Origin of the sequence: Vreelandella titanicae, from assembly GCF_014697095.1 — a bacterium.
GTDB classification, from domain to species: Bacteria; Pseudomonadota; Gammaproteobacteria; order Pseudomonadales; family Halomonadaceae; genus Vreelandella; species Vreelandella titanicae.
In genome coordinates this window covers 3,226,433-3,246,936 of the sequence record NZ_CP059082.1, presented here as the reverse complement: position 1 = coordinate 3,246,936, position 20,504 = coordinate 3,226,433, and the positions used below count along the sequence as shown (strand labels likewise).

Annotated in this window: 19 protein-coding genes; 1 reads left to right on the top strand and 18 read right to left on the bottom strand. The window is 59.5% G+C overall.

Annotated elements, in window-relative coordinates; all coding sequences use genetic code 11:
- Nucleotides 1-226: 226 nt before the first annotated feature.
- From HZS52_RS14870 to cbiE, 9 genes are all read right to left on the bottom strand, one after another.
- Entirely contained in the window at nt 227-1,045 is an 819-nt protein-coding gene (locus tag HZS52_RS14870; protein ID WP_190373069.1) for an abortive infection family protein, read from the bottom strand.
- A 103-nt stretch (nt 1,046-1,148) separates the two neighbouring features.
- Nucleotides 1,149-1,532, bottom strand: a complete 384-nt coding sequence (locus HZS52_RS14865) for a hypothetical protein (RefSeq protein WP_190373068.1) — start codon at nt 1,530-1,532, stop codon at nt 1,149-1,151.
- Nucleotides 1,533-1,646: 114 nt separating this feature from the next.
- Entirely contained in the window at nt 1,647-2,474 is an 828-nt protein-coding gene (locus HZS52_RS14860) for a hypothetical protein (protein ID WP_190373067.1), read from the bottom strand.
- Between the two features lie 85 nt (nt 2,475-2,559).
- Nucleotides 2,560-3,282 (bottom strand): hypothetical protein, encoded by a 723-nt coding sequence (locus HZS52_RS14855; RefSeq protein ID WP_190373066.1) that lies wholly within the window; start codon nt 3,280-3,282, stop codon nt 2,560-2,562.
- Between the two features lie 434 nt (nt 3,283-3,716).
- On the bottom strand, nt 3,717-4,157 hold the full coding sequence (locus tag HZS52_RS14850) for a YtoQ family protein (RefSeq protein WP_022523082.1): 441 nt from the start codon (nt 4,155-4,157) through the stop codon (nt 3,717-3,719).
- Nucleotides 4,158-4,227: 70 nt separating this feature from the next.
- Nucleotides 4,228-4,992, bottom strand: coding sequence for a precorrin-6A synthase (deacetylating) (gene cobF, locus HZS52_RS14845; protein WP_190373065.1), 765 nt, complete (start codon nt 4,990-4,992; stop codon nt 4,228-4,230).
- A complete protein-coding gene (gene cobM, locus HZS52_RS14840) occupies nt 4,989-5,792 on the bottom strand; it encodes a precorrin-4 C(11)-methyltransferase (protein ID WP_190373064.1) in 804 nt (267 codons plus the stop codon). The genes cobF and cobM overlap by 4 nt, the downstream gene beginning before the upstream one ends.
- A complete protein-coding gene (locus HZS52_RS14835; protein ID WP_423250073.1) occupies nt 5,789-6,154 on the bottom strand; it encodes a cobalamin biosynthesis protein in 366 nt (121 codons plus the stop codon). Before HZS52_RS14835 ends, cobM begins: the two co-directional genes overlap by 4 nt.
- A gap of 11 nt (nt 6,155-6,165) precedes the next feature.
- On the bottom strand, nt 6,166-7,389 hold the full coding sequence (cbiE, locus tag HZS52_RS14830) for a precorrin-6y C5,15-methyltransferase (decarboxylating) subunit CbiE (protein WP_190373062.1): 1,224 nt from the start codon (nt 7,387-7,389) through the stop codon (nt 6,166-6,168).
- On the opposite strand from cbiE, the gene HZS52_RS14825 reads away from it, so the two are divergent.
- A complete protein-coding gene (locus HZS52_RS14825; protein WP_190373061.1) occupies nt 7,388-8,125 on the top strand; it encodes a cobalt-precorrin-6A reductase in 738 nt (245 codons plus the stop codon). The two genes, cbiE and HZS52_RS14825, sit on opposite strands and share 2 nt — an antisense overlap.
- On the opposite strand, the gene cobJ is transcribed toward HZS52_RS14825, so the two are convergent.
- From cobJ to HZS52_RS14780, 9 genes are all read right to left on the bottom strand, one after another.
- Nucleotides 8,122-8,871 (bottom strand): precorrin-3B C(17)-methyltransferase, encoded by a 750-nt coding sequence (gene cobJ / locus HZS52_RS14820; RefSeq protein WP_190373060.1) that lies wholly within the window; start codon nt 8,869-8,871, stop codon nt 8,122-8,124. The two genes, HZS52_RS14825 and cobJ, sit on opposite strands and share 4 nt — an antisense overlap.
- Nucleotides 8,868-9,593 (bottom strand): precorrin-2 C(20)-methyltransferase, encoded by a 726-nt coding sequence (gene cobI, locus HZS52_RS14815; protein WP_190373059.1) that lies wholly within the window; start codon nt 9,591-9,593, stop codon nt 8,868-8,870. The genes cobJ and cobI overlap by 4 nt, the downstream gene beginning before the upstream one ends.
- A complete protein-coding gene (locus HZS52_RS14810) occupies nt 9,590-10,219 on the bottom strand; it encodes a precorrin-8X methylmutase (RefSeq protein ID WP_027957610.1) in 630 nt (209 codons plus the stop codon). The genes cobI and HZS52_RS14810 overlap by 4 nt, the downstream gene beginning before the upstream one ends.
- A gap of 201 nt (nt 10,220-10,420) precedes the next feature.
- Entirely contained in the window at nt 10,421-11,587 is a 1,167-nt protein-coding gene (locus tag HZS52_RS14805) for a cobalamin biosynthesis protein CobG (protein ID WP_190373058.1), read from the bottom strand.
- Nucleotides 11,565-15,386: a cobaltochelatase subunit CobN gene (gene cobN / locus HZS52_RS14800; RefSeq protein ID WP_190373057.1), complete on the bottom strand. Its 3,822-nt coding sequence runs from the start codon at nt 15,384-15,386 to the stop codon at nt 11,565-11,567. The genes HZS52_RS14805 and cobN overlap by 23 nt, the downstream gene beginning before the upstream one ends.
- Nucleotides 15,386-16,522 (bottom strand): cobalamin biosynthesis protein CobW, encoded by a 1,137-nt coding sequence (cobW, locus tag HZS52_RS14795; RefSeq protein WP_190373056.1) that lies wholly within the window; start codon nt 16,520-16,522, stop codon nt 15,386-15,388. Before cobW ends, cobN begins: the two co-directional genes overlap by 1 nt.
- Nucleotides 16,509-17,879, bottom strand: coding sequence for a cobyrinic acid a,c-diamide synthase CobB (locus tag HZS52_RS14790; protein ID WP_190373055.1), 1,371 nt, complete (start codon nt 17,877-17,879; stop codon nt 16,509-16,511). The genes cobW and HZS52_RS14790 overlap by 14 nt, the downstream gene beginning before the upstream one ends.
- Complete coding sequence (gene cobO / locus HZS52_RS14785) at nt 17,879-18,472, bottom strand: cob(I)yrinic acid a,c-diamide adenosyltransferase (RefSeq protein ID WP_190373054.1); 594 nt, start codon at nt 18,470-18,472, stop codon at nt 17,879-17,881. The genes HZS52_RS14790 and cobO overlap by 1 nt, the downstream gene beginning before the upstream one ends.
- Nucleotides 18,469-20,226, bottom strand: coding sequence for an AAA family ATPase (locus HZS52_RS14780; RefSeq protein ID WP_190373053.1), 1,758 nt, complete (start codon nt 20,224-20,226; stop codon nt 18,469-18,471). Before HZS52_RS14780 ends, cobO begins: the two co-directional genes overlap by 4 nt.
- Between the last annotated feature and the right edge of the window lie 278 nt (nt 20,227-20,504).

Here is a 20,504-nt window from a genome sequence, read left to right as displayed (position 1 = left end):
TGGGTCTGACCGATATAAAGGAGAACATTGGGGCCATAAACTGGGTGTCGGCCATAAACAGCATATATCTGGGCTCCCTCCTCCAGTTCGCCTGGCAAGGAGGGCGTGTGGTATGCATCCTCTTCACGGCAATATAGCACAGCGAAGGGTCCCTCCCACTCAATATCTATCGCACGCACAAATACTCCTCCGTACAACGAAAAACCCGTCGCAACGACTGCGATTGTCAGGCTTTTTTGGCATGTAACACCTCCATGATGAAAACCACCAGTGTATGTGCAACATTAACCACAAGCCGAGCCTCAGCAACCACGATATTTGGCGGGCTGGAGCCACGCCCATGTGCTGAACCTATATGTGACCTAAACGCGCCTACGCCATCAATAATTGAGGAAATACCTTTCAGAACTTTGTGCTGGTCTGCGGCCAGAGTGGCATCAGTGTTCAAACTTAGGTGAGGCTGAACCACAGCCCACAATGGCATAACGTTTAATTTATTTGGTGCCACTAAATTAAAATGCTCTATGTAAAATTTCAGGGCCGACTCAATAATCGAGCTGGCAGCCGTGACTGATGCGTGTGGGTCAGTTTGAATATGCTCTACCGCCCTCTCAAACTCTTTTTCAATAGAGGAAAAATTGCCCGACTTCAGATAGTCTTCTAACGTTTTAGAGATGGGAGTTGAACCGGCTTGAGTAATGTAGCCATTCAGTCGGTACGAAAGCTGATTTTGCGCCAATGTCACTTTAATTCGTTCCTGTCCCTCTTCGATTCTTGAAGGCGAATCATTAAGGTACGATGACGGCGGCTCTTTATCCATGTAGTCCTGAACAATCCTGCCAAGCACCTCAAGGGCATCAACATCTGGCTCATTATTGCAACGCTTTAGCCACTCACTACATTTTCTTTCACAATTCCCTTCTGGCGCATCACCAGGAGCACCACTTTCCATGAAAAGCGTTTCTAGCTTCGAGTGACTGTAGTAATGGCCTGCAATTACCGAAGCCACAGCCCCTATTACAGAATTTGGAATATTACCGCTCAATCTCGAATCTCCATTAGCCTAACGCTGAAGGTAACGGGCCGCTTTGGAGCAGAGCTGAAGGCGGCACGGAAAAGCAATCCCCTTGATCGCTTGGTTAGCACACTCAATCAGCGTACCTGTAGTACTTGTTCTCAAGATCACCATCTGGAGAGAGAGTGATTTCAAAGCGCTTAAATAGGGCAAAAAAATCATTGATGGACATATCCGCACGAACCCTCTTCAGTTCTATTGGACTGCCTTCTTTTCCAGGCAGCCTCTGGGTATCGCGCACATGCGAGTCAATCAAGAATTCAACAAATATCGGTTCATTACAATCTCCGTGGTTTTCGCTGATAAACACTTTTATACCGACAAGGTGCTCGCCGTCCTGTATACGAGTTTTTTCAGATAGCCATTTTTCGGCGTCATCGAAATCTGCTCTATCGGCCGCTGCCGATCCCTTAAGATCATTGTATTGAACCGAAGCTTTAAAGTTCTCTGTTGCCATTTCTCGATCCTCAATTATCGCTGTGCTAACGCCAAACACAGCGGCTGGCAAAGCTGATTCGTAATTGCGCTGCAATTTAAGTGACAGGTTTTCTAGTCCGTTGCTGTTTGTTAGCTACTTATCTTCATTTAGTATTTGCGCTTTATCTGGCAGAGGCTCTTTAAAGTCTTCTGTTGAACTTTGCAACTCCGGCTCATTTGGTTCTGGAGGAGGTGGTGGGATATTCTGCTTTTGATTACTTTCCTGCTCCCCTAATTCATTATTTGGCATATTTATTGTCTCCTTATCTATCTCTACGGTTTGAAGGTTGGGAATACCACTATGAATACTTTCAATAGCATTTACCAAAGGCATTCCTTCATTGAAGGATGCGGAAACTTTCCTAGGCGATGAAGCATCAAGGTCATAGAATACAAAAATTATTGAAGAAAAAACGATTGGTATAGAGGCTAAAACCATGCCCCATATAGACTTTCTTATCACCTTCCTTCTGAATTCATTTATCTCATAATTGTGATCAATGCACTTTGAGAAGGCCTTGCTCACATACTTTTCGAATTTTTTCTCCGAATCAGGAATCTCAATATTTTGATTATATTCTGAATTGTACGCCTTCATTGCCTCCGCGTGACTATCGAGATCAGCGGCGTAATCAATTAAATCTTTTGCCTTTGGAAAAGTGTTATATTCAAACCCGGCTAATGCGACTATCGTGAGATACACAGACCAAATCAACAGTACGATCGAAACAGAAAGACCGACAAAGAATAATGTGACGGCAACACATGAGGAGCCATAGTCCACCGTTCTAACCATATAGACAAACAACGCAACTATACTTGCATAAACAGCAAAGTTAAGTTGAAGGCGCCCAAATATCCTATTCCGTGATTCGAGCTCGTTGAAATAGAGCTGAGAGAGCATGTCGTTTTTGTTAATCACGGTCTTCCTTATTAGCTAACGCCCGGCTCACGCGCCGGTTTGGAGCCGCGAAGCGGCGGAAAATTGGTCGCCGTGCAGCCGATTGTTAGGTATAGATGATGTCGGCACTCCGTTCAACTTCACTGTCTAGGTACTCTTTAAACCACCACCACTTGTACCTGACTGGCTCTGGATGATTAGCTCTCAGATTGCTTTCGACTATGCGAGAGTAATTTTCAAAGGCCCGCTCCGCCGCGCCATGGGAGTTGTCCTGTATGTAGTAGTCATGCAACACGTTGACTATGAAGCGATTCATGTACTCAAGGCACATCGTGCTGGAACTACCCTCAGTACCAAACCAATGGTTTTTGGCATTCGGTGACAACTCGACCCGGGGAACAAGGGTTTTTGTCTCTATCTGATATGCTTCCTGATAAGCGGGGCCTACGATATTTGAATCAGTGTGCCAAACGGGGCCGACCGATATGCCTCCTCGGAGCAGGTACCCCTTAGACAGCAAGATATGACTGATCTGAATAACGCGCATCACCAGAATCGACAATCCGCGGTAACTTGGCATTTGGCTTGAGGTCAGCGGAGCACTCAGAATAATGCTGTCTGATATGTAGAGGTGTTTCGGAATTAAATCCTTGGGTACCGTGTGATCTACTGTTCCATCCAGCTGTGGAACAGCACTCTCCAGCACGTCAATTAATGACTCTAGTTCCGTATGCTTGTGCGCACTTTGGCCCGCCACGTCGACGACCTGCTTAAAGCCAAGAACGTCAATGAAAGCTACGGCTCGGTCCTCAAATTTGATCTTCCGCACTGCCTCTCCCTTCGTACGTAACAATGATTAGACTGCGCTTTCTAATATTGGATAAACGCGCTGCGCTGTTTAACATTCTTATCATACGCGCGAAACAACTCTAACCAGCTGATATACAATAAAATTAATAATTGTTTGGCAGCATATCCAAAACTCACGTACGCGCTCGTTTTGCTGATCTAATCATACTCTATTCATAAAATTAGCTTAGGTCACGAGACTTTGAAGAAAAATTGAGCTGGTGCAGGCTTTGGGCTGCTGGCGCTGCCTTCACGCCGGGCCGCCGCTGCGGGTGCCTTTTGGCCCGCGTTACGCCGCGCTACTGGGTGGCTAGATTGATTATGTGGCAGAGTCTTCGCGCGCTGAAGCGCCCTCCCACAACACCGATACAACAGCACTAATGCAGTGGCGGGGTTGTGGGAGTAGTTTTGGATTTATGCTTTTAGAACGTAACGCAGGGTTTCAACCACTTGATCGGTGGTAGTACACCAGGCTTGCGCCCCGGCATCGACTTCTTTCAGTGGGTGAACAATATCTTCGCTGTGCAGGGTGATGTATGGCTTGGCGAGGGCTGCGCAGTAGCCTGCGTCGAAGGCGGCGTTCCACTGTTTGTACTGGTCGCCGAAGCGTACAACGACCAGATCCGCCTGCTCGATCATCGTGCGAGTGCGGATGGCGTTGACCTTGGATGACTGGTGGTCGCGCCAGAAGCCATTTTCCGGCTTGCCCAGGTGGTCGCCGGCGGCGTCAGAGGCGGCGTGGTCGGTGACTGGGGCTGTAAATACGATATCCAGGCCTGCGGCCTCGGCGCCGCGCTGGATTTCTTCGCGCCAGTCGGTGTGGATCTCGCCGGATAGATAAACGTAAAAGCTCATAGCCATTCCTCACAAGTTAGTTGGTCAGTAGCACTATTTTATGGAAAATCATTCCATATTAATACCGGCGTTATAGCAAGGGCTGTTTGGCCAGCAGATAAATATCCATTATCCAGCCGTGGGTGTCGCGCAGCTCCGCCCGGCGTTGGATGATTTGGTCGCTGACCTCATTTAGCCAGCCTTTGACTAGGCACTGTTTATCCATGCCCAGGTAGGCGCCCCACCAGATGTAGGTGTCCTCTTGCGGCAGCGAGGTAAAGGCCCCGCCGTTATCCAGCATTACGGCAACGGTGGCGGCATCGCTTGGCCAGCCACGCTCGCGCAGGCGGCGGCCGGTGGTGATGTGTACCGGCTCGGCAAGGGCGTTGAGGGGGATTTTATGTTCAGCAGTGAGCACTTGCAGGCTGGTGATGCCCGGCACTACCTCTACATCCACCTGCTTACCCGCAGCGCTTAGGCGCTGGGTAATGCGCAGGCTGCTATCGTAAAGCGAGGGGTCGCCCCACACTAGCATCCCGACCCGCCCACCGTTGGGTAGATGTTCATCGATTTGCTGCGCCCAGACGCTGGCGATGGCAGCGTGCCAGTCGTCCACCGCGCCCAGGTAGTCATCACGGCCATCACGACTAGGCAGATCGAACTCGACGATCTTGATGGTCACTGGCGCTTCCAGCAGCCGTTCGCAGAGCAAGCGGCGTAGATCGATAAGATCCGACTTGGCTTCACCTTTACGAGGCAGCAGGATCAGGTCGGCGTTATTGAGGGCGCGCACGGCGGCCAGGGTGACGTGATCGAGGTTGCCGGTGCCGATGCCTATGAGCGAGAGCGTGATCATGATTCGCTCTCTTGATCTTGGCTTGCCGCGGCAAAAGGCGAATCCGCCGATTGAGGGCGGAAGCGGCGGTCGTAGCCTACGGCATAGAGGCTGCTCTCCTGGAAGTCGTCGCTCTCCAGCACCGGCCCCACCAGAATTAGCGCGGTGCGCTGCATGGTGTCATCGATCAACGCTTCTATACTGGCTAGCCGCCCACGCACTACCCGCTCATCGGGCCAGCTTGCCCGCCACACAATCGCCACCGGGCACTGCTCGCCATAGTAAGGCGTTAGGCTTTCGACGACCTGGGAAAGGTTATGGATGGAGAGATGGATGGCCAGCGTTGCTCCCGTGCGAGCAAAGTTGGCAAGCGTCTCATCGCTGGGCATGGCACTGGCCCGACCGGGCGTACGGGTGAGCACTACCGACTGGGCGACACCGGGCAGCGTCAGTTCCTGGCCCAAGGTTGCCGAAGCAGCCGCAAACGCTGGCACGCCGGGGGTAATGCTGTAGGGGATATCCAGCTCGCGCAGGCGGCGCAGCTGCTCGCCCATGGCCGACCATACCGATAGATCCCCCGAATGCAGCCGGGCGACATCCAGGCCTTCGGCGTGGGCGCGGCTGATCTCCTGCATAATGTCATCCAGCGAGAGCGGCGCGGTGTTAATCACCCGCGCCCCTGTCGGGCAGTGTTCGAGGATTTGCTCAGGCACTAATGAACCCGCGTACAGGCACACCGGGCAGGCGGCGATCAGGTCGCGCCCGCGCAGGGTAAGCAGATCCGGCGCGCCGGGGCCGGCGCCAATGAAGTGTACCGTCATTCACTATCTCCTTCTGCCAAAGCCGCAGTGGCCTGTCGATCTGCTGAAATTACCCTTGGCCCGAGTAATGTTGCACCTGGGCCTGCCGCTAATAGCGCTACGGCCTCGGCAACGCTGCCCGTGCCGCGGGCCTGCAAACTTTGCGCTGAATGAGTCAGCGTTGTCACCGTTGGTAGCTCGGCGTCGGCTACGGTGATGACCTCAATGCCTCGCAGTCGGCCCAGTTCTTCGACTAACGGCAGCATTGAATGAGCCGCCGCCAGCTTATCGATTGCCCCGTACTGGTCGGCAAGTTGATCAAGCGCCTGACCGAGCGAAGCAAGCGTGGCCTCGCTACGAAAGCCAAATCCCGCTATTCTCAACGCCAATTGCTTCACCGAACGCCCCGCCACTGAACGATCGGGTAGCTGGCCTTCCAGCCCCGCCGGGTGCCGATGGGGGCGGCGTTAGCAAGTTCGAGGCGCAGGAGTTCGCCGCCTACTCTGTGCTGCCAATGCGCCAACAGCGCTTCGGATTCCAGGGTGACGGCATTGGCGACGACTCGCACGCCCTCGGGCAATCGCTGCCATAAGTCGTCTAACAGCGCTTGGGATAGCCCGCCGCCGATAAATACCGCATCGGGAAGCGGCGTATCGTTTAGCACTTCCGGCGCGCTGCCCTCTTTTACTTCCAGCCAATCAACGCCCAGGTTATCTGCGTTGATGCGCGCTCGCGCTGCCCGTTCTGCGTTTTGCTCAACGCCCACCGCCTGATTATCCGGGTGAGCGAGCAGCCACTCAATGGCGATAGAGCCCGACCCGGTGCCGATATCCCATAGCCGCTCGCCGGGCATGGGGGCCAGCGCCGCCAGGGTAATGGCGCGAATGGTCTGTTTGGTGATCTGGCCATCGTGGTCAAAAAAATGATCCGGCAGGCCGGGCGTCAGCGGCAAGGCGGGGCCGCTGCCTGCTACTTCCAGCCCCACCGCGACCGGGTGGGCAATATCCTGTGGCAAGGCGGCATCTACACGACAATGGCGAATGCGCTCGCTATCACCGCCCAAAGATTCCAGCAGCGTTAGCTGGGTATCCCCAAAGCCGAATCGGCTGACCAGCGAGGCAAGTTCGGCCACCGCCTCGCCGTCTCTTACCAGTACCAGCAAACGCCTACCGGCTTGCAGGTAAGGCCGAATGCGGGTCAGTGGTTTGGCGTGCAGGCCCAGGCAGGTGCAGCGCTCTAGCGGCCAGCCTAAGCGTGCAGCCGCCAGGTTGAAGGTGGAAGGGGCTGGAAGTGCCAGCCACTCGTCAGCGCTGAGATGCTGCGCCAGGGTGCTGCCCGCCCCAAACCAGAACGGGTCGTTTGAAACCAGCATGACCACCCGGCGACCGCGCTGATTGAGCAGTTCAGGAATGCCATCGGCAAAGGGCACCGGCCACTCAATCACCTCGGCGTTTAGGGGCGACAAAAGGCGCAGGTGGCGGCGCGCGCCGAATACCACCTCGGCACTTTCCAATGCGGCGCGGCTTGCCGCCGTTAGCGCCTGTGTGCCACCCTCCCCCCAGCCTAAAAGGGTCAGCCAGGGAGCCTGACCCACTGGAGCGTGAGAAATTTCAACCATGATCAAGATCCTAATTCTCGGGGGAACCTCGGAGGCCAGCGCCCTGGCCAGTGCGATTGCCAAGCGCGGGCTTCCCGCCATTTTCAGCTATGCGGGCCGCGTTGCCACGCCTAAACCCCAGCCGCTGCCAACCCGCATTGGCGGTTTTGGCGGCGTTAGCGGCCTTGCCGACTTTGTGGCCCGGGAGCGCATCACCCATATCGTCGATGCCACCCACCCCTTTGCCGCGCAAATGAGCACGAACGTGTTAGCCGCCGCGGCACAGTGCGGCGTAAAGGCCATTGCCCTCACCCGGCCTGCCTGGCAACCCGTTACCGGCGACCAATGGCAAAGCGTGGCAAGTATCGATGAAGCCGTCAGTACCCTGGCGGGCCCGCCCCAGCGCGTGCTGCTCGCCATTGGGCGAATGCATCTTAGCGCCTTTGCCGCCCAGCCCCAGCACCATTACGTACTGCGTTTGGTTGACAGGCCTACCAGCCCGTTGCCGCTGACGGATGTCAGCACCGTGATCGATAGAGGCCCGTTTACGCTGGAAGGCGATCTCGCCCTGCTGGAAAATCAGCGAATCCAGCGCATCGTATGTAAAAACGCCGGCGGCGAAGGTGCGGCGTCCAAACTCACCGCGGCAAGAACCCTCGGCCTGCCCATGGTGATGATCGAGCGGCCAGCACTGCCTTCCCGCCACGAAGTTCATCGCATTGATGACGTCTTTAGCTGGCTCAGCGACCACGGTTAATCCGCCGAGCGCGGCGTATAAACCAGCGGCGCCCCTGCTCGCTCGATCAAGCGCGTCTGCTGTGAGCCGACAATCACCAGAGTGCGCATATCGGCCATGTCCGGCGTCGCCTCGCCTAGGGTGGTGACGCGAATCGACTCTTCCGGCGTGGACACCGCCCGGGCGAAGATGATCAGCCTATCCGGCCCGCAGGCTTCCCGCAGTACGTCCAACGTGCGCTCGAAACCCGCCGGGCGCGCCTTGGAGCGCGGATTATAGAACGCCATGGCGAAGTCAGCCTCCGCGGCCAGACGCAGGCGCTTTTCAATCAGCGCCCAGGGCTTCAAATTGTCAGATAGATTAATGCAGCAGAAGTCATGCCCCAGCGGCGCGCCGACGCTTGCGCTGGCGGCCAGCATGGCGGAAATGCCCGGCAGCACCTCAATATCCAACGTGCGCCACTGGGCATCGCCCGCTTCCAAAGCCTCAAACACTGCAGCGGCCATGGCGAATACGCCGGGGTCGCCGGAAGACACCACCACGACCCGATTGCCCTCAAGCGCCAGCTGTAGCGCCTGCTCCGCCCGGCGGATCTCTTCGCGGTTATCCGAGCCGTGGCGGACTAATCCAGCACGCGGTGCGACCCGATTAACGTAGGGTACGTAGCCCACCACGTCGGTGGCTTCCTGCAGTGCGGCCGTTACCTCGGGAGTAATCATGGCCTCTGAGCCCGGCCCCAGGCCGACGATTTTCAGCCAGCCGCTCATGGCCGCCTCCCGTGGCCATGGATCAGCACAATCGAGAAGTACGGCACGCTCTCGCCCACGTCCGCCAGCGGCAATACGCGTTGTTGCGTCATGGCGGCGTACTCGATCAGCCAGGCTTCGCCTTCGCGGCCAGCGTGAACCAGGGCCCGGCGTAGCTTGGCCAGGTTGCGGCCAATCTTCATCACCACCAGCGCATCTGTCTGGGCGATGCGCTCGGCCAATGCCTCTTCCGGTAGCGTGGCCATCAGCACGGTCAGGATGTCATCGCCCCAGGTAATCGGCTGGTCGGTAGCCGTCCACGCCGCCGACATGCCGGTAATCCCCGGCACCACCGAGACGGGCACGCGGTTCAGCAGCCGTGTGTAGAGATGCATGAAGGAGCCGTAGAAAAACGGGTCGCCTTCACACAGCACCACCACATCGCACCCTGCTTCCGCCATCTCGATTAGCTGGGCCACGCTGCGTTCATAAAAGGCCGACAGCAGCTCGTTGTAGCGCGGGTCGTCGAAGGGGATTTCCGTGGTGACCGGGTACTCCATGGGCAGCTCGATTGCGCCGGGGGGGATCATGCCCTCCACGATGGTGCGCGCATGGCCGCAGCGGCCCTTTTTACGGAAATACGCCACGTGGGTCGCCCCGCGTATCAGGCGGTCGGCGCGCACGCTCATCAAGTCTTGGCTGCCTGGCCCCAGGCCAACGCCGTATACCGTTCCCTGGGTCATTCGATGCGATCCGCCATGGCGTTGATGGCCGCCACCGTCACGGCGCTGCCGCCCAGACGACCGCGGACGATACAGCTGGGCAGCGCCGGGTTAGCCAACAGCGCTTCTTTGGATTCCGCCGCGCCGACAAAGCCTACCGGGCAGCCGATAATCGCCGCTGGGCGCGGGCACGCCGGGTCTTCGAACATATTGAGCAGATGAAACAGCGCGGTGGGTGCATTGCCAATGGCGACCACGGCGCCTTCCAGGTGTGGCCGCCACAGTTCCAGCGCCGCCGCCGAGCGGGTATTGGCCATTTCCTGGGCGAGGCCTGGCGTGCGCTCATCGTTGAGGGTGCAGATGACTTCGTTGTCAGCGGGCAGCCGCTTGCGGGTGATGCCTTCCGAGACCATGCGGGCATCACAGAGAATCGGTGCGCCCTGCTCTAGCGCGGCACGGGCCTTATTGACCACGTCGTTTTGAAAATGAATATAGGCGGCCAATTCCACCAGCCCGGCGGCGTGAATCATGCGCACCGCCACGGTCTCTTCTTCCACTGAAAAGCGGCCAAGCTCGGCTTCACTGCGAATAATCGCAAACGACTCCCGGTAAATCGCCGGGCCACTGGTTTCATACTTATAGGGCACCCAAACTCTCCAAATAAACTAATTCGCTGCTGGTCTGCATGCTGGTCTGCATGCTGGTCTGCATGCTGGTCTGCAAGACACCCGTGCCAGGGCAGGTTTACGCGAGGGCGCTGTGAACCCATCCTTGGGCGCTACTTTTTCCATCCGTGGAAAAAGACCCTCGCTACAACCTGCCCTGACACTCAGCTACCGAGGAACAACCTAACTGTTTTCGCTGAGCTTTCTCAAAAAACCAACCACCTCACTCTCAGTGAGGCCTGACTTAACCGGCGTGCTATCAGCGCGGCCGTTAACAACAACATTAAATCGACCTGCTTGCCCGACCAAGCACACATCGGCTGGGGCGCGCCGGGCGCAGCCTTTAGCGCAGCCAGATATATGCACCGTTCCTTCCACCCAGCCGCTTAGCTTCTCGGCAAGCGGCTGGGTGGCGACACTCGCCTGTTCGCAGTAGGGCGCGCCGGGGCAGGCGTCCATCGCTAGCCGCGGGTCACTATTATGACGGATCAAGCCATCCACCGCGGGTAGTGTATCGCAATCCTTCAACAACAGGCGCCGCCAGGGGGTGACCTGCACAGCACTGATACTTGTTTGCGAGCCACTTGCCGGAAAGACCGCCTCGCGCAGCGTATCAGCCGCCACCCGGCCAAAGGGAAGCCCCACCACCATGCCCTCGCCATGTTCGCCCAGCGCCAGCTTCTCGCCGGGGGATGCGGGGGCGGTATCAGCGGGCGCCCAATCGGGCAGCGTTGCTGTATGCCGCCGCATGCGGCCTGACTCCCAGCCGCCGGTGTCCACGAACCAGTGGGTCAGGCGTATCAGCTGCTCGACGGCGGCATCAATATCGCTCACCACCGTGCCTAGCGCGTAACCATCGGCGCGTACCAGCAGGCCGCCTTCCGTTGAGCGCTCGATGCGAAAATCAGCGGCGCTATCGCCCAGTACCGGCGCTTCTCCCGCGTCAATGGCGATGCCGACCTTGCCGGGCATGGATGCCAATTCACTGCCCCGCGCCTGCAACAAGCGGGCAATGGTATGGGTGTCATCGCCCTTTTGCCAGGCGGGCGCCAGCATCAGCTGTGGCAGGCGTTCTGCTTCCGGGTCATCGCTCACCAACTGATGCTCGACCAGAAACGCCATCAGTAGCGGCCAGCTTTCGTCGGTCACCCCACGCAGCTGCAGGTTGGCCCGGCTGGTTAGCTCGATTAAACCGCTGCCGAAGGTCTCGGCGGCGTTGCACAGTGCCACTACCTGTTCCTGTGAAAGCTCACCCAGCGGCGGACGCACGCGTACAAGCCAACCATCGCCGGTGGCCATGGGTCGCCACGCGCCGGGGCACCAGCCTTTAATGCGCGGGCTGGGCGACATGACCATAGGTCTCTTTGGCTTCGTCCATTTCCAGCAGCAGATCCTGAAGCGCCTGGCCGTGCTTGCCGGGGGCTTGCCACATGCCCCGTTGGGCGGCTTCGAGTAATCGCTCGGCCATCTCTTCCAGGGCGGCCGGGTTGTGCTCGCGCAGGAACTGCTGATTGGCGGCGTCGAGCACCAGGGCGTCGCTCACCTGGGCGTACTGGTAGTCGGCAATCAGATCGGTGGTGGCGTCGTAGGCAAACAGGTAGTCCACCGTGGCGGCCATCTCAAAGGCGCCTTTGTAGCCGTGCTCGCGCATGGCGTTGATCCACTTGGGGTTCAGCACGCGCGAGCGAATCACCTTCGCCAGTTCTTCTTTCAGAGTGCGAATCTTGGGCATCGCGGGGTTGGCGTGGTCGGCGTGGTAAATCTCCGGTGCCTTTCCGCTTAGCGAACGAGTGGCGTTGGCCATGCCGCCCTGGAAGGCGTAATAGCTGTTGGAATCGAGGATATCGTGCTCGCGGTTATCCTGGTTTTGCATCACCGCATCTAGCCCCTGGAGCTGCTGCTCGAAGGCGCCGCGTGCGGCCGTACCCGACTCCTTAAACTGGCCGTAAGCGTAGGCGCCTGTCTCCATGTAGGCCTCGGCCAAATCGTCGGCGCTCTCCCAGGATCGGTTTTCAATCAGCCGGTTTAGGCCCGCACCATACTCGCCGGGCTTGCTGCCAAATATTCGGTAGCTCGCCTCTTGAGCGGCCATCTTGGGGCTTAGCCCCTGGTCTTCCAGTTCCTGCTGGCGGGAAAGCACCGCCTCGCGGATGGTGTTGCTGTTGCCCGGCTCTTCATAGCGCGCCACCGCCTGCACGGCGGCGTCAAACAGGCGAATTACGTTGGGGAAGGCGTCGCGGAAGAACCCGGAGACCCGCAGCGTGACATCGACCCGTGGGCGATTGAGCAGCATCGAGGGGATCACTTCAAAGTCGCTCACCCGCTGGGAACCCAGCGACCAGATGGGCCGCACGCCCATCAGCGCGAAGGCCTGGGCGATGTCATCGCCGCCGGTGCGCATGGTGGCGGTGCCCCAGATGGAGAGCCCCAACCGGCGTGGGTAGTCGCCGTGATCCTGTAGATAGCGTTCGACAAACGCCTGGGCGGATTTTTCGCCCAGCGTCCAGGCGGCGGGCGATGGAATCGAGCGGTTATCGACGCTGAAAAAGTTGCGCCCGGTGGGCAGCGTATCCAGCCGCCCCCGGCTGGGGGCGCCGCTGGGCCCGGCGGGCACGAAGATGCCCTCAAGGCCGTCGAGCAGCGACTGAATCTCCATCTTCACCCCGCGCTGCATGGTGACCCATAGCTGGTCCCGGGCGTAGCGCAGCTGCGCTGCCGTATCGGGGTAATCCTGGGCCAGGTCATCCAGGCTGCCGTTGGCCAAGACGTAGTCGGCCACCCAGCGCTCGGCCAGCAGTTCCAGGCGTTCACGGGCATCAGCCCCGGTGCGCCAGGGGGTATCGAGCTGCTGGGTTAAAATGGCCGGCTCGGGCCCCTGCCAGGGCTCATTGCCCGCGGCTAACGGATCAAAATCCAATCCTAAATCGCTGGCCAGATTGTGCAGCAGGCCTCGGCTGGCCACCGCTTCGCCACGGGGTAGTCGCAACAGCGCCACCAAGGTGCCCGCCCGCTTCTCTTCAGGCGGCAGCGTGCCAAGAATATGCAGGCCGTGACGGATCTGCGATTCCTTGATGTCGCACAGGAAGGTATCCAGCGCGTTGAGAAGCTCGGCATCGTCGCTGGCGTGCGCCAGTTCCTGGTCGATGCCGGTATCACGCAGGTGGGCGAGAATCTGGCTACGTATCAGCGCTTCCCGGCGGGGATCCATATCCAGCGCTTGATAATACTCGTCGGTGAGTGCTTCCAGCTCGGCCATGGGGCCGTAGAGTTCGGCCCGCGCCAGGGGCGGCATCAGGTGGTCGATAATCACCGCATGGCTGCGGCGCTTGGCCTGGGCGCCCTCGCCGGGGTCGTTGACGATAAACGGATAAAAGTGCGGCAGCGGCCCCAGGGCAATATCCGGCCAGCATTCCGCGCTCAAGGCGATGCTCTTACCCGGCAGCCACTCCAAATTACCGTGCTTACCCACGTGGATAACTGCATCGACCTGGTAGTGCTCACGCAGCCAAAAATAAAACGCCAGGTAGCTGTGAGGCGGCGCCAGCTCCATATCGTGGTAGGACTGGGTGAGATCGTCGATAAAGTCGCGCTCCGGCTGGATACCCACGAAGGTCTCACCCAAACGAACACCCGCGATCATCAAGCGTCCCTGGCGGCACTTGGGGTCTTCGTGAGGCTCGCCCCAGCGCGTCCACACGGTTTCCTGCAGCTCGCTGGGCAGGGTTTGAAACCAGGCCAGGTAGTCGTCAACGCTGATGCTCTGCCAGCAGGCGCGCTGGTCGAGGCTGCCGTGATCGTTGGTTACCGCGCCCTGAAGCTGGCGGATCAAGTCATTGCCGTTTTCCGGCAGCTCGCTGAGCGGGTAACCCGCCTCCTTGAGGGCGCTGAGAATCTGCAGCGTCGACGCGGGGGTATCCAACCCGACCCCGTTACCAATGCGGCCATCGCGATTGGGGTAGTTGGCCATGATCAGCGCGACACGCTTCTGCCCGTTGGGGGTCAGCCGCAGCGAACAAATCCGCCGCGCCAGCTCGGCCACAAAGGCGGCCCGCTCCGGGTGGATGACGTGGTGGGTCACCGCCAGCTGGCAGCGCGGGTTGTAGTGGGCTTCGGCTTTAAAGCCCACGGCCCGGGTGATGATGCGCCCGTCCATCTCGGGGAGTACCACCTGCATCGCCACATCGCGGCTATGCAGCCCGGCGGCCATGCCCTGCCAGTCTTCCGACGTGCTGCTGGCAAGAATCGCCTGGAGCACCACGGGTCGGCCTACAAAGAGGTTGTCAGGCAACTCCTCACCCAGGGCATCCAGCCCGTCGGCGTTGCGATTGACCGCAAAGCTGGTGGTGTTGATCACCAGCATGGCGCCGGTCTGCTCAATCAGGTGATTGATAAAATCAATGCACGGCCCCTCTTTCAGGGACGCCACGGCGACCGCTAACGGCTCAAGCCCCTGGTCTTTAAGCGCCGCCAGCAAGCCGTCGGGTACGGCGGTGTTCGCCCCCTGCAAATGGCTGCGATAAAACAGCAGCAGGCACACCGGCCGCCCGGGCACCTGGTGATCGCGCCACTCGCTGAGGCTGGTCGCCTGCTGCTCCTGCGACGCATAAATCACCGCTGGCGGGATGACCTTGGGCTCCTGCCAGTCGCCCATGTGCTTATCCATGTATTCATTGGCGACAAAGCGCAGCAGTTGCTCGGCGTTATCAGTGCCACCCTCCCGCAGGTAGCGCCACACGCGGTAAGCGTCATCGAAGGCGATGGTGGAATCTTCCAGCAGCGCATCATCCGGGGCATCGCAGCCCGGCACCATTATCAGTTGGCGCTCGGGTTTGGCCGCCGCCCAGGCCAGCAGGCGTTCGTGACCGTACTGCCAGTAGGCCTTGCCGCCCAGCAGCGAGACGATGACCAACCGGGCACCTTCCAGCACCCGATCTTCGTAAAGATCGTAGGCGGCGGGTTTTACCAGGTTCATCCAGTTGGCCAGCCGCACCGAAGGGTACGCCTCACCCAGACGATCCACCGCCTGGGCCAGCGCCGACAGGTTGCTATCGGCGGCGGAGAGTATCACGACCTCGGCGGGGCTCTGTTGCAGGTCGATGATGCCTTCATCATCGACAAAGCCTCCGGGCTTGGCGGCAAATAAGTGCATTAGCTGGCCGTATGCGCCTGTTCAGGGTTCATTTCAGCCGCGGCAAGTTCGTCCTGCAGCAGTTGGCTATCCAGCGATTTGCCGATGATCACCAGCTGGGTCTGGCGTGTCTCGTCCTGGGTCCACAGCCGGTCGAAGTAGCCTTCCAGGCGCTCGCCCACCGCCTGGATGACCCGGCGCATGGGCTTGCCGGGAATCGCTGCAAAGCCTTTGGCGCGGTAGATCTCGTGGCTTTTCAGCAGCTGTTGCAGCTTGTCGGCCAGGATGTCGCCATCGACTTCGCCCAGGGTGATCACGCAGGAATCAAAGTTATCGTGGGCGTGGTCGTGGTGAGCGCCTTCGGCGTGGTGTTTGTCGTGGTGATTGGTGATGCTATCGATATTTTTTTCGCTGGCCGCGCCGATGCCCATCAGCGCTTCCAACTGGGTGGTGTCGGTCGTGAGGGTCTGATCGATAAACAGGGTTTTCACCGAGGCACTCACCCGCGCCTGAATCACCGCTTCCACCTTTGTGCGCTCTTCCGGGCTGAGCAGGTCGGCCTTGCTGACCAGCACCAGATCCGCCGCGCTGAGCTGGTCATCGAGCAGCTCGCGCAGGCTGGGGTCGTGATCCAGGCTCTCGTCGGCGAGGCGCTGGGCGGCCACCTTATCCACGTCGCTGGCATAGCGGCCGGCGGCCACCGCAGGGCCGTCGATCACGGTAATAATCGCATCCACGGTGCAGTGTTGGCGCACGTCGGGCCAGTTGAACGCCTGCACCAGCGGCTTGGGCAGCGCCAGACCGCTGGTTTCGATCAGGATATGGTCGATATCGTCGCGGCGGGCGACCAGCTTTTTCATGACCGGTAGAAACTCTTCTTCCACGGTGCAGCAGATGCAGCCGTTGGCCAGCTCATAGATGCTGCCATCTTCCCCGTCTAGCTGCCCGCCTTCATTACCTTCTTCACACCCCAGCGCACAGCTGCGCAGCAGGCTGGAGTCGATATCCTGCTCGCCGAACTCATTGACGATCACGGCGATCCGCTTGCCGGTGACCTGGCGCAAAATATTGGCCAGCAGCGTGGTTTTGCCGCTGCCGAGAAAACCGGTCACGACCGTGGCAGGAATCTTATTCAGCTGTACGTTATTGGGCTGCATGGGTAAATGCCTCGCTGTTTTGCGGTTCGCAGTACGCCGGGCTGGCAGAAAAGAGCCTTGCCACAGCGTCAGGATTATTAGGGAAAAACAGATGTAAATAGGTCGCCGTCAAGCGCTTTTGACGGTAAATCGCCTCCCCCGGCGCGGGGTGCCGCTGGCGGCGGCCGTGGCCAATTGGCTCGGGGGTGCCTTCTGCCATGGAGCGGTGGTGCGCGTGACCGCGAACCGGGCCTTCCGGCAGCTCGGCGGTTTGCATCCCCTGGCAGCCACGGCGCCCGCGCATGGCTCCCTGCCCAGGCAGCAGGCCCAGCATGGTATGGGTGATATCGTTGTAGTCGGTCAGGGTTTCCAGGCAGTACAGCAGCCCGCCACACTCGGCCAGAATGGGCTTGTTGGCGCGGTAAAAAGCCTCAATGGCCGAACGCATGGCGTCGTTATCCGCCAGCGTTTGAGCGTGAAGCTCCGGGTAGCCACCGGGCAGCCACAGGGCGTCGCACTCGGGCAGGTGGCTATCCGTCAGCGGCGAAAAGAAGCGCAGGGTGGCACCCATCTGCTCCAACAGGTCGAGGTTGGCCTGATAGACGAAGCTAAAGGCGGCGTCCCGGGCCACGCCAATGGTGTGGCCTTTGAGCAACGGCTTAACGGCCGCGAGTTGTTCCTGGGGGGCGGTAAAGGTCACGGGTGAAAGCGCCGAGAGCGCGTCCAGCAGCCCGGCCGCTTCCAGCGCTTTGGCGCCCGCCTCGAAGCGGGCTTCCAGATCCTCGCGAATCTCCGCCGCCTGCACGAGGCCCAGGTGGCGCTCGGGGAGTGACAGCGCGGGGTCGCGGGGCATGGCGGCCAGCAGAGGAATCGTCGGCGGCAGCGCGCCTTCGATCAGCTCGCGGTGGCGCTGCGAGCCGCAGGCGTTGGCGATCAGCCCGGCGATATGGATGTCATCGCGAAAGCCGACCAACCCCGATACCAGCGCGGCGGCGGTTTGCGCCATGCCTTTTACATCCATGACGATCGCCATGGGAATATCGAACAGGGCCGCCAGATCAGCGCTTGAGGGCTCACCGTCGAACAGCCCCATGGCGCCTTCGACTAAAATTAAATCCGCTTCACAGGCGGCGTCATAAAACCGCTGGCGGCAGTAGGCTTCGCCTGCCATCCATAGATCCAACTGGTCCACCGGCTGGCCGGAGGCCTGGGCGAGTATCTGCGGATCCAGGTAGTCCGGGCCGGTCTTGAACACCCGCACTACCTTGCCCTGGTTGCGCAGCAGACGCGCCAGGCCCGCCGTGACGGTGGTTTTGCCCTGGCCTGAGGCCGGGGCAGCGATAAACAGCGCGGGGCAGCGAGCGGTTGGCGTCGTCATCAGTATTCGATCCCCGCCTGGGCTTTAACGCCGCCGCGAAAGGCGTGGCGCTCGTCCTGAACGACGCTGATAGTATCCGCGATTTCCTGAAGCGGCGTGGCCATGGTGCGCCCAGTAATGATGACGTTCTGGTGCGCCGGGCGGCGCTTAAGCGCTTCCACCACCGGTTCGGGGTCGAGATAGCCGTACTTGAACATATAGCTCATCTCGTCCAGCACGAGCATGTGATAGGCGGGGTTCTCCAGCAGCCCTTTGGCGACGGCCCAGGCGGCCTCGGCGGCTTCGATATCCCGCTCGCGATTCTGGGTTTCCCAGGTAAAGCCGTGGCCCATGATGTGCCAGTCAAGCTTGGGATGATCGCGAAAGAACAGATACTCGCCGGTTTCGCGGCGGCCTTTGATGAACTGGATCACCGCGCACTGCTGGCCGTGCCCCAGTGAGCGCGCCATGGTGCCGAAGGCGGAGCTGCTTTTGCCCTTGCCGTTGCCTTTCAGCAGAATCAGCACGCCGCGCTCTTCCGTCGCCTTGCTGATGCGCTCGTCGACCACGTCTTTTTTGCGCTGCATGCGATCTAAATGGCTTGCGTCGCTCATGAGAAGTTCCCAGGTTGATGTGCAGAAACAGTATGCGCCATAAAGGGTCTGCCAAACGAGGCCGGCCAGTAACGCGCGCCCAACTGCTGGGCGATGCGTGCACCCTGCCCGCGTTTGACTTTGGATTGTTCGGTGTCGATCAGCAGGCAGTCCGCTAGCGGGGCGAGATCGTCAACGGTTTCCCGGGTGCGGCCATCGGTGATCAGATAGGTGCGCACCTTCAGGCCGGGCTCGCGGCGCTGCCACTGGCGGATCAGCCGCTTGGCTTCAATAATCGCCTCCCGCAGCGGGGTGCCGCCACCGCCTTTGGCACTATCCAGAGTGCCCCGCGCGTTTTTGGGCGCTCGGCGGCGAGAGAGTATCGGCACCACGCCGCCGTTGCCAAACCCCAGCACCGCGACCTGCTCCCGCGCGGCGTAGGCTTGGCTGACTAGCGACTCGACCAGCCCCTTTGCCTGGCCCAGCAGGCGCTGACCCAGGGTGGAACCCGACGTATCCAGAAGTACCAGGTGTGCCGTCGCCTGCCCAGCGCGGGTCTTGCGCATCTTTAGCTGCTGCCAGGGCCACTGGCCGCGATTGGCGATCAGCGTTGCGAACCCGTCCAGCCGTGAAGTTGCCACTTGAGAACGCCCCCAGCCCGACGCCCCCCCTTTGCCCGCGCTAGCGTTGGTATCGGTGCGGTTGGCCAGCTTAAAAAGATCTTCGCTATCGGGCAATTTCACCGCTGGTTGGATAATCGCTTCCTGGGCTATGGGAGGCATTGCGCCCCACTGGCCCTGTTCAGCGCTCTGTTGGGATGAACCAGCGGTCGATGCGTTATTGCCCGACGACGAACCGCTCTCGTCTTTCGAAGGTGTTCCATTAGGTGGAGATGATGGCGGGCTCTGCTCAGGCGGTTGGGTACGCCGATGAGCCAACACCCAGGGTTCAACGGTGTCGATATCCTGCTGCTCCACGCTAGCCACACCTCGCCAGGCCGCATGGGCCTGGGCCGCCCGGTGCCAGATAACGTCCGCCCGAAGACCTTCAACGCCCGCGGCTTCACAGCAGTTGGCAATCGTTCGATACACCCAGGTGTCGGTGGTGATCTCTTTGAGCAAGCACTGCGCTTTAGCAATGCGCCCGGCCAGAGCGGCCTGGGCATCCTCAACGCGTTCGAGCGTGCCAGTGGGGTCGCGGTCAAAGGCTTCCCGTTGCTGCACAATGGCAATGCGCTCGTCGATGCTTATGGTTCCAGCCTGTTCAAGGCAGAGGCCAAAGCGGTCAAGCAACTGAGGACGCAGCTCGCCTTCGTCCGGGTTCATGGTGCCGATAAGGCTAAAGCGCGCCGGGTGGGAGTGGCTAATGCCATCGCGCTCAACAATATTGGTACCGCTGGCGGCCACGTCTAGCAGCAAATCAACCAGGGTATCCGGTAGCAGATTGACTTCATCCACATAGAGCACCCCGCCGTCGGCTTTAGCCAGCAGCCCGGCATGAAAGGTAGCTTCACCATTGGCGAGTACCTTTTGCAGATCCAGACTGCCAACCAGCCTGTCTTCGCTGGCACCCAGCGGCAGAGTGACAAAAGGGGCATGCTTTCCTTCGCTATCGCTGGGCAGAATGGCGGCCAGCGCCCGAGCTAAGGTGGATTTAGCGCTGCCCCTTGGCCCACTAATCAATACCCCGCCGATGCGCGGGTTAATGGCGTTAAGGAGCAGCGCGGTCTTCAGCGACTCCTGGCCGACCACCGCCGCAAAGGGGAACTCACTCACCGGCACCTCCCGTGCTGGCCAAGCCCGCTAACCGATCACTACTAGCCAACTGATCTGGGGAGCATGGAACTTGAATATGATTCATGGCAACTAGCTAAGTGTTAATAAAATCATTCATAAAGAAGCGGGAACAGAAAAGGCGTTCAGTATAGAGGAAGGGGTGGCGGCGAGGCCAATTTGTTGCAAGCTATTAACTTTGCGAGGACATATATCACTTATGCTAAGGATACAGTTGGATTTTTACGCTCCTACATAACACAATGTTATAACATCTCATT

Excerpts from the sequence above, each read along its gene's own strand:
- HZS52_RS14865 (WP_190373068.1), bottom strand. The coding sequence starts at position 1,532 with ATGGCAACAGAGAACTTTAAAGCTTCGGTTCAATACAATGATCTTAAG.
- HZS52_RS14850 (WP_022523082.1), bottom strand. The coding sequence starts at position 4,157 with ATGAGCTTTTACGTTTATCTATCCGGCGAGATCCACACCGACTGGCGC.
- cobF (WP_190373065.1), bottom strand. The coding sequence starts at position 4,992 with ATGATCACGCTCTCGCTCATAGGCATCGGCACCGGCAACCTCGATCAC.
- cobM (WP_190373064.1), bottom strand. The coding sequence starts at position 5,792 with ATGACGGTACACTTCATTGGCGCCGGCCCCGGCGCGCCGGATCTGCTT.
- HZS52_RS14825 (WP_190373061.1), top strand. The coding sequence starts at position 7,388 with ATGATCAAGATCCTAATTCTCGGGGGAACCTCGGAGGCCAGCGCCCTG.
- cbiE (WP_190373062.1), bottom strand. The coding sequence starts at position 7,389 with ATGGTTGAAATTTCTCACGCTCCAGTGGGTCAGGCTCCCTGGCTGACC.
- cobJ (WP_190373060.1), bottom strand. The coding sequence starts at position 8,871 with ATGAGCGGCTGGCTGAAAATCGTCGGCCTGGGGCCGGGCTCAGAGGCC.
- cobI (WP_190373059.1), bottom strand. The coding sequence starts at position 9,593 with ATGACCCAGGGAACGGTATACGGCGTTGGCCTGGGGCCAGGCAGCCAA.
- HZS52_RS14805 (WP_190373058.1), bottom strand. The coding sequence starts at position 11,587 with ATGTCGCCCAGCCCGCGCATTAAAGGCTGGTGCCCCGGCGCGTGGCGA.
- cobN (WP_190373057.1), bottom strand. The coding sequence starts at position 15,386 with ATGCACTTATTTGCCGCCAAGCCCGGAGGCTTTGTCGATGATGAAGGC.
- cobW (WP_190373056.1), bottom strand. The coding sequence starts at position 16,522 with ATGCAGCCCAATAACGTACAGCTGAATAAGATTCCTGCCACGGTCGTG.
- HZS52_RS14790 (WP_190373055.1), bottom strand. The coding sequence starts at position 17,879 with ATGACGACGCCAACCGCTCGCTGCCCCGCGCTGTTTATCGCTGCCCCG.
- cobO (WP_190373054.1), bottom strand. The coding sequence starts at position 18,472 with ATGAGCGACGCAAGCCATTTAGATCGCATGCAGCGCAAAAAAGACGTG.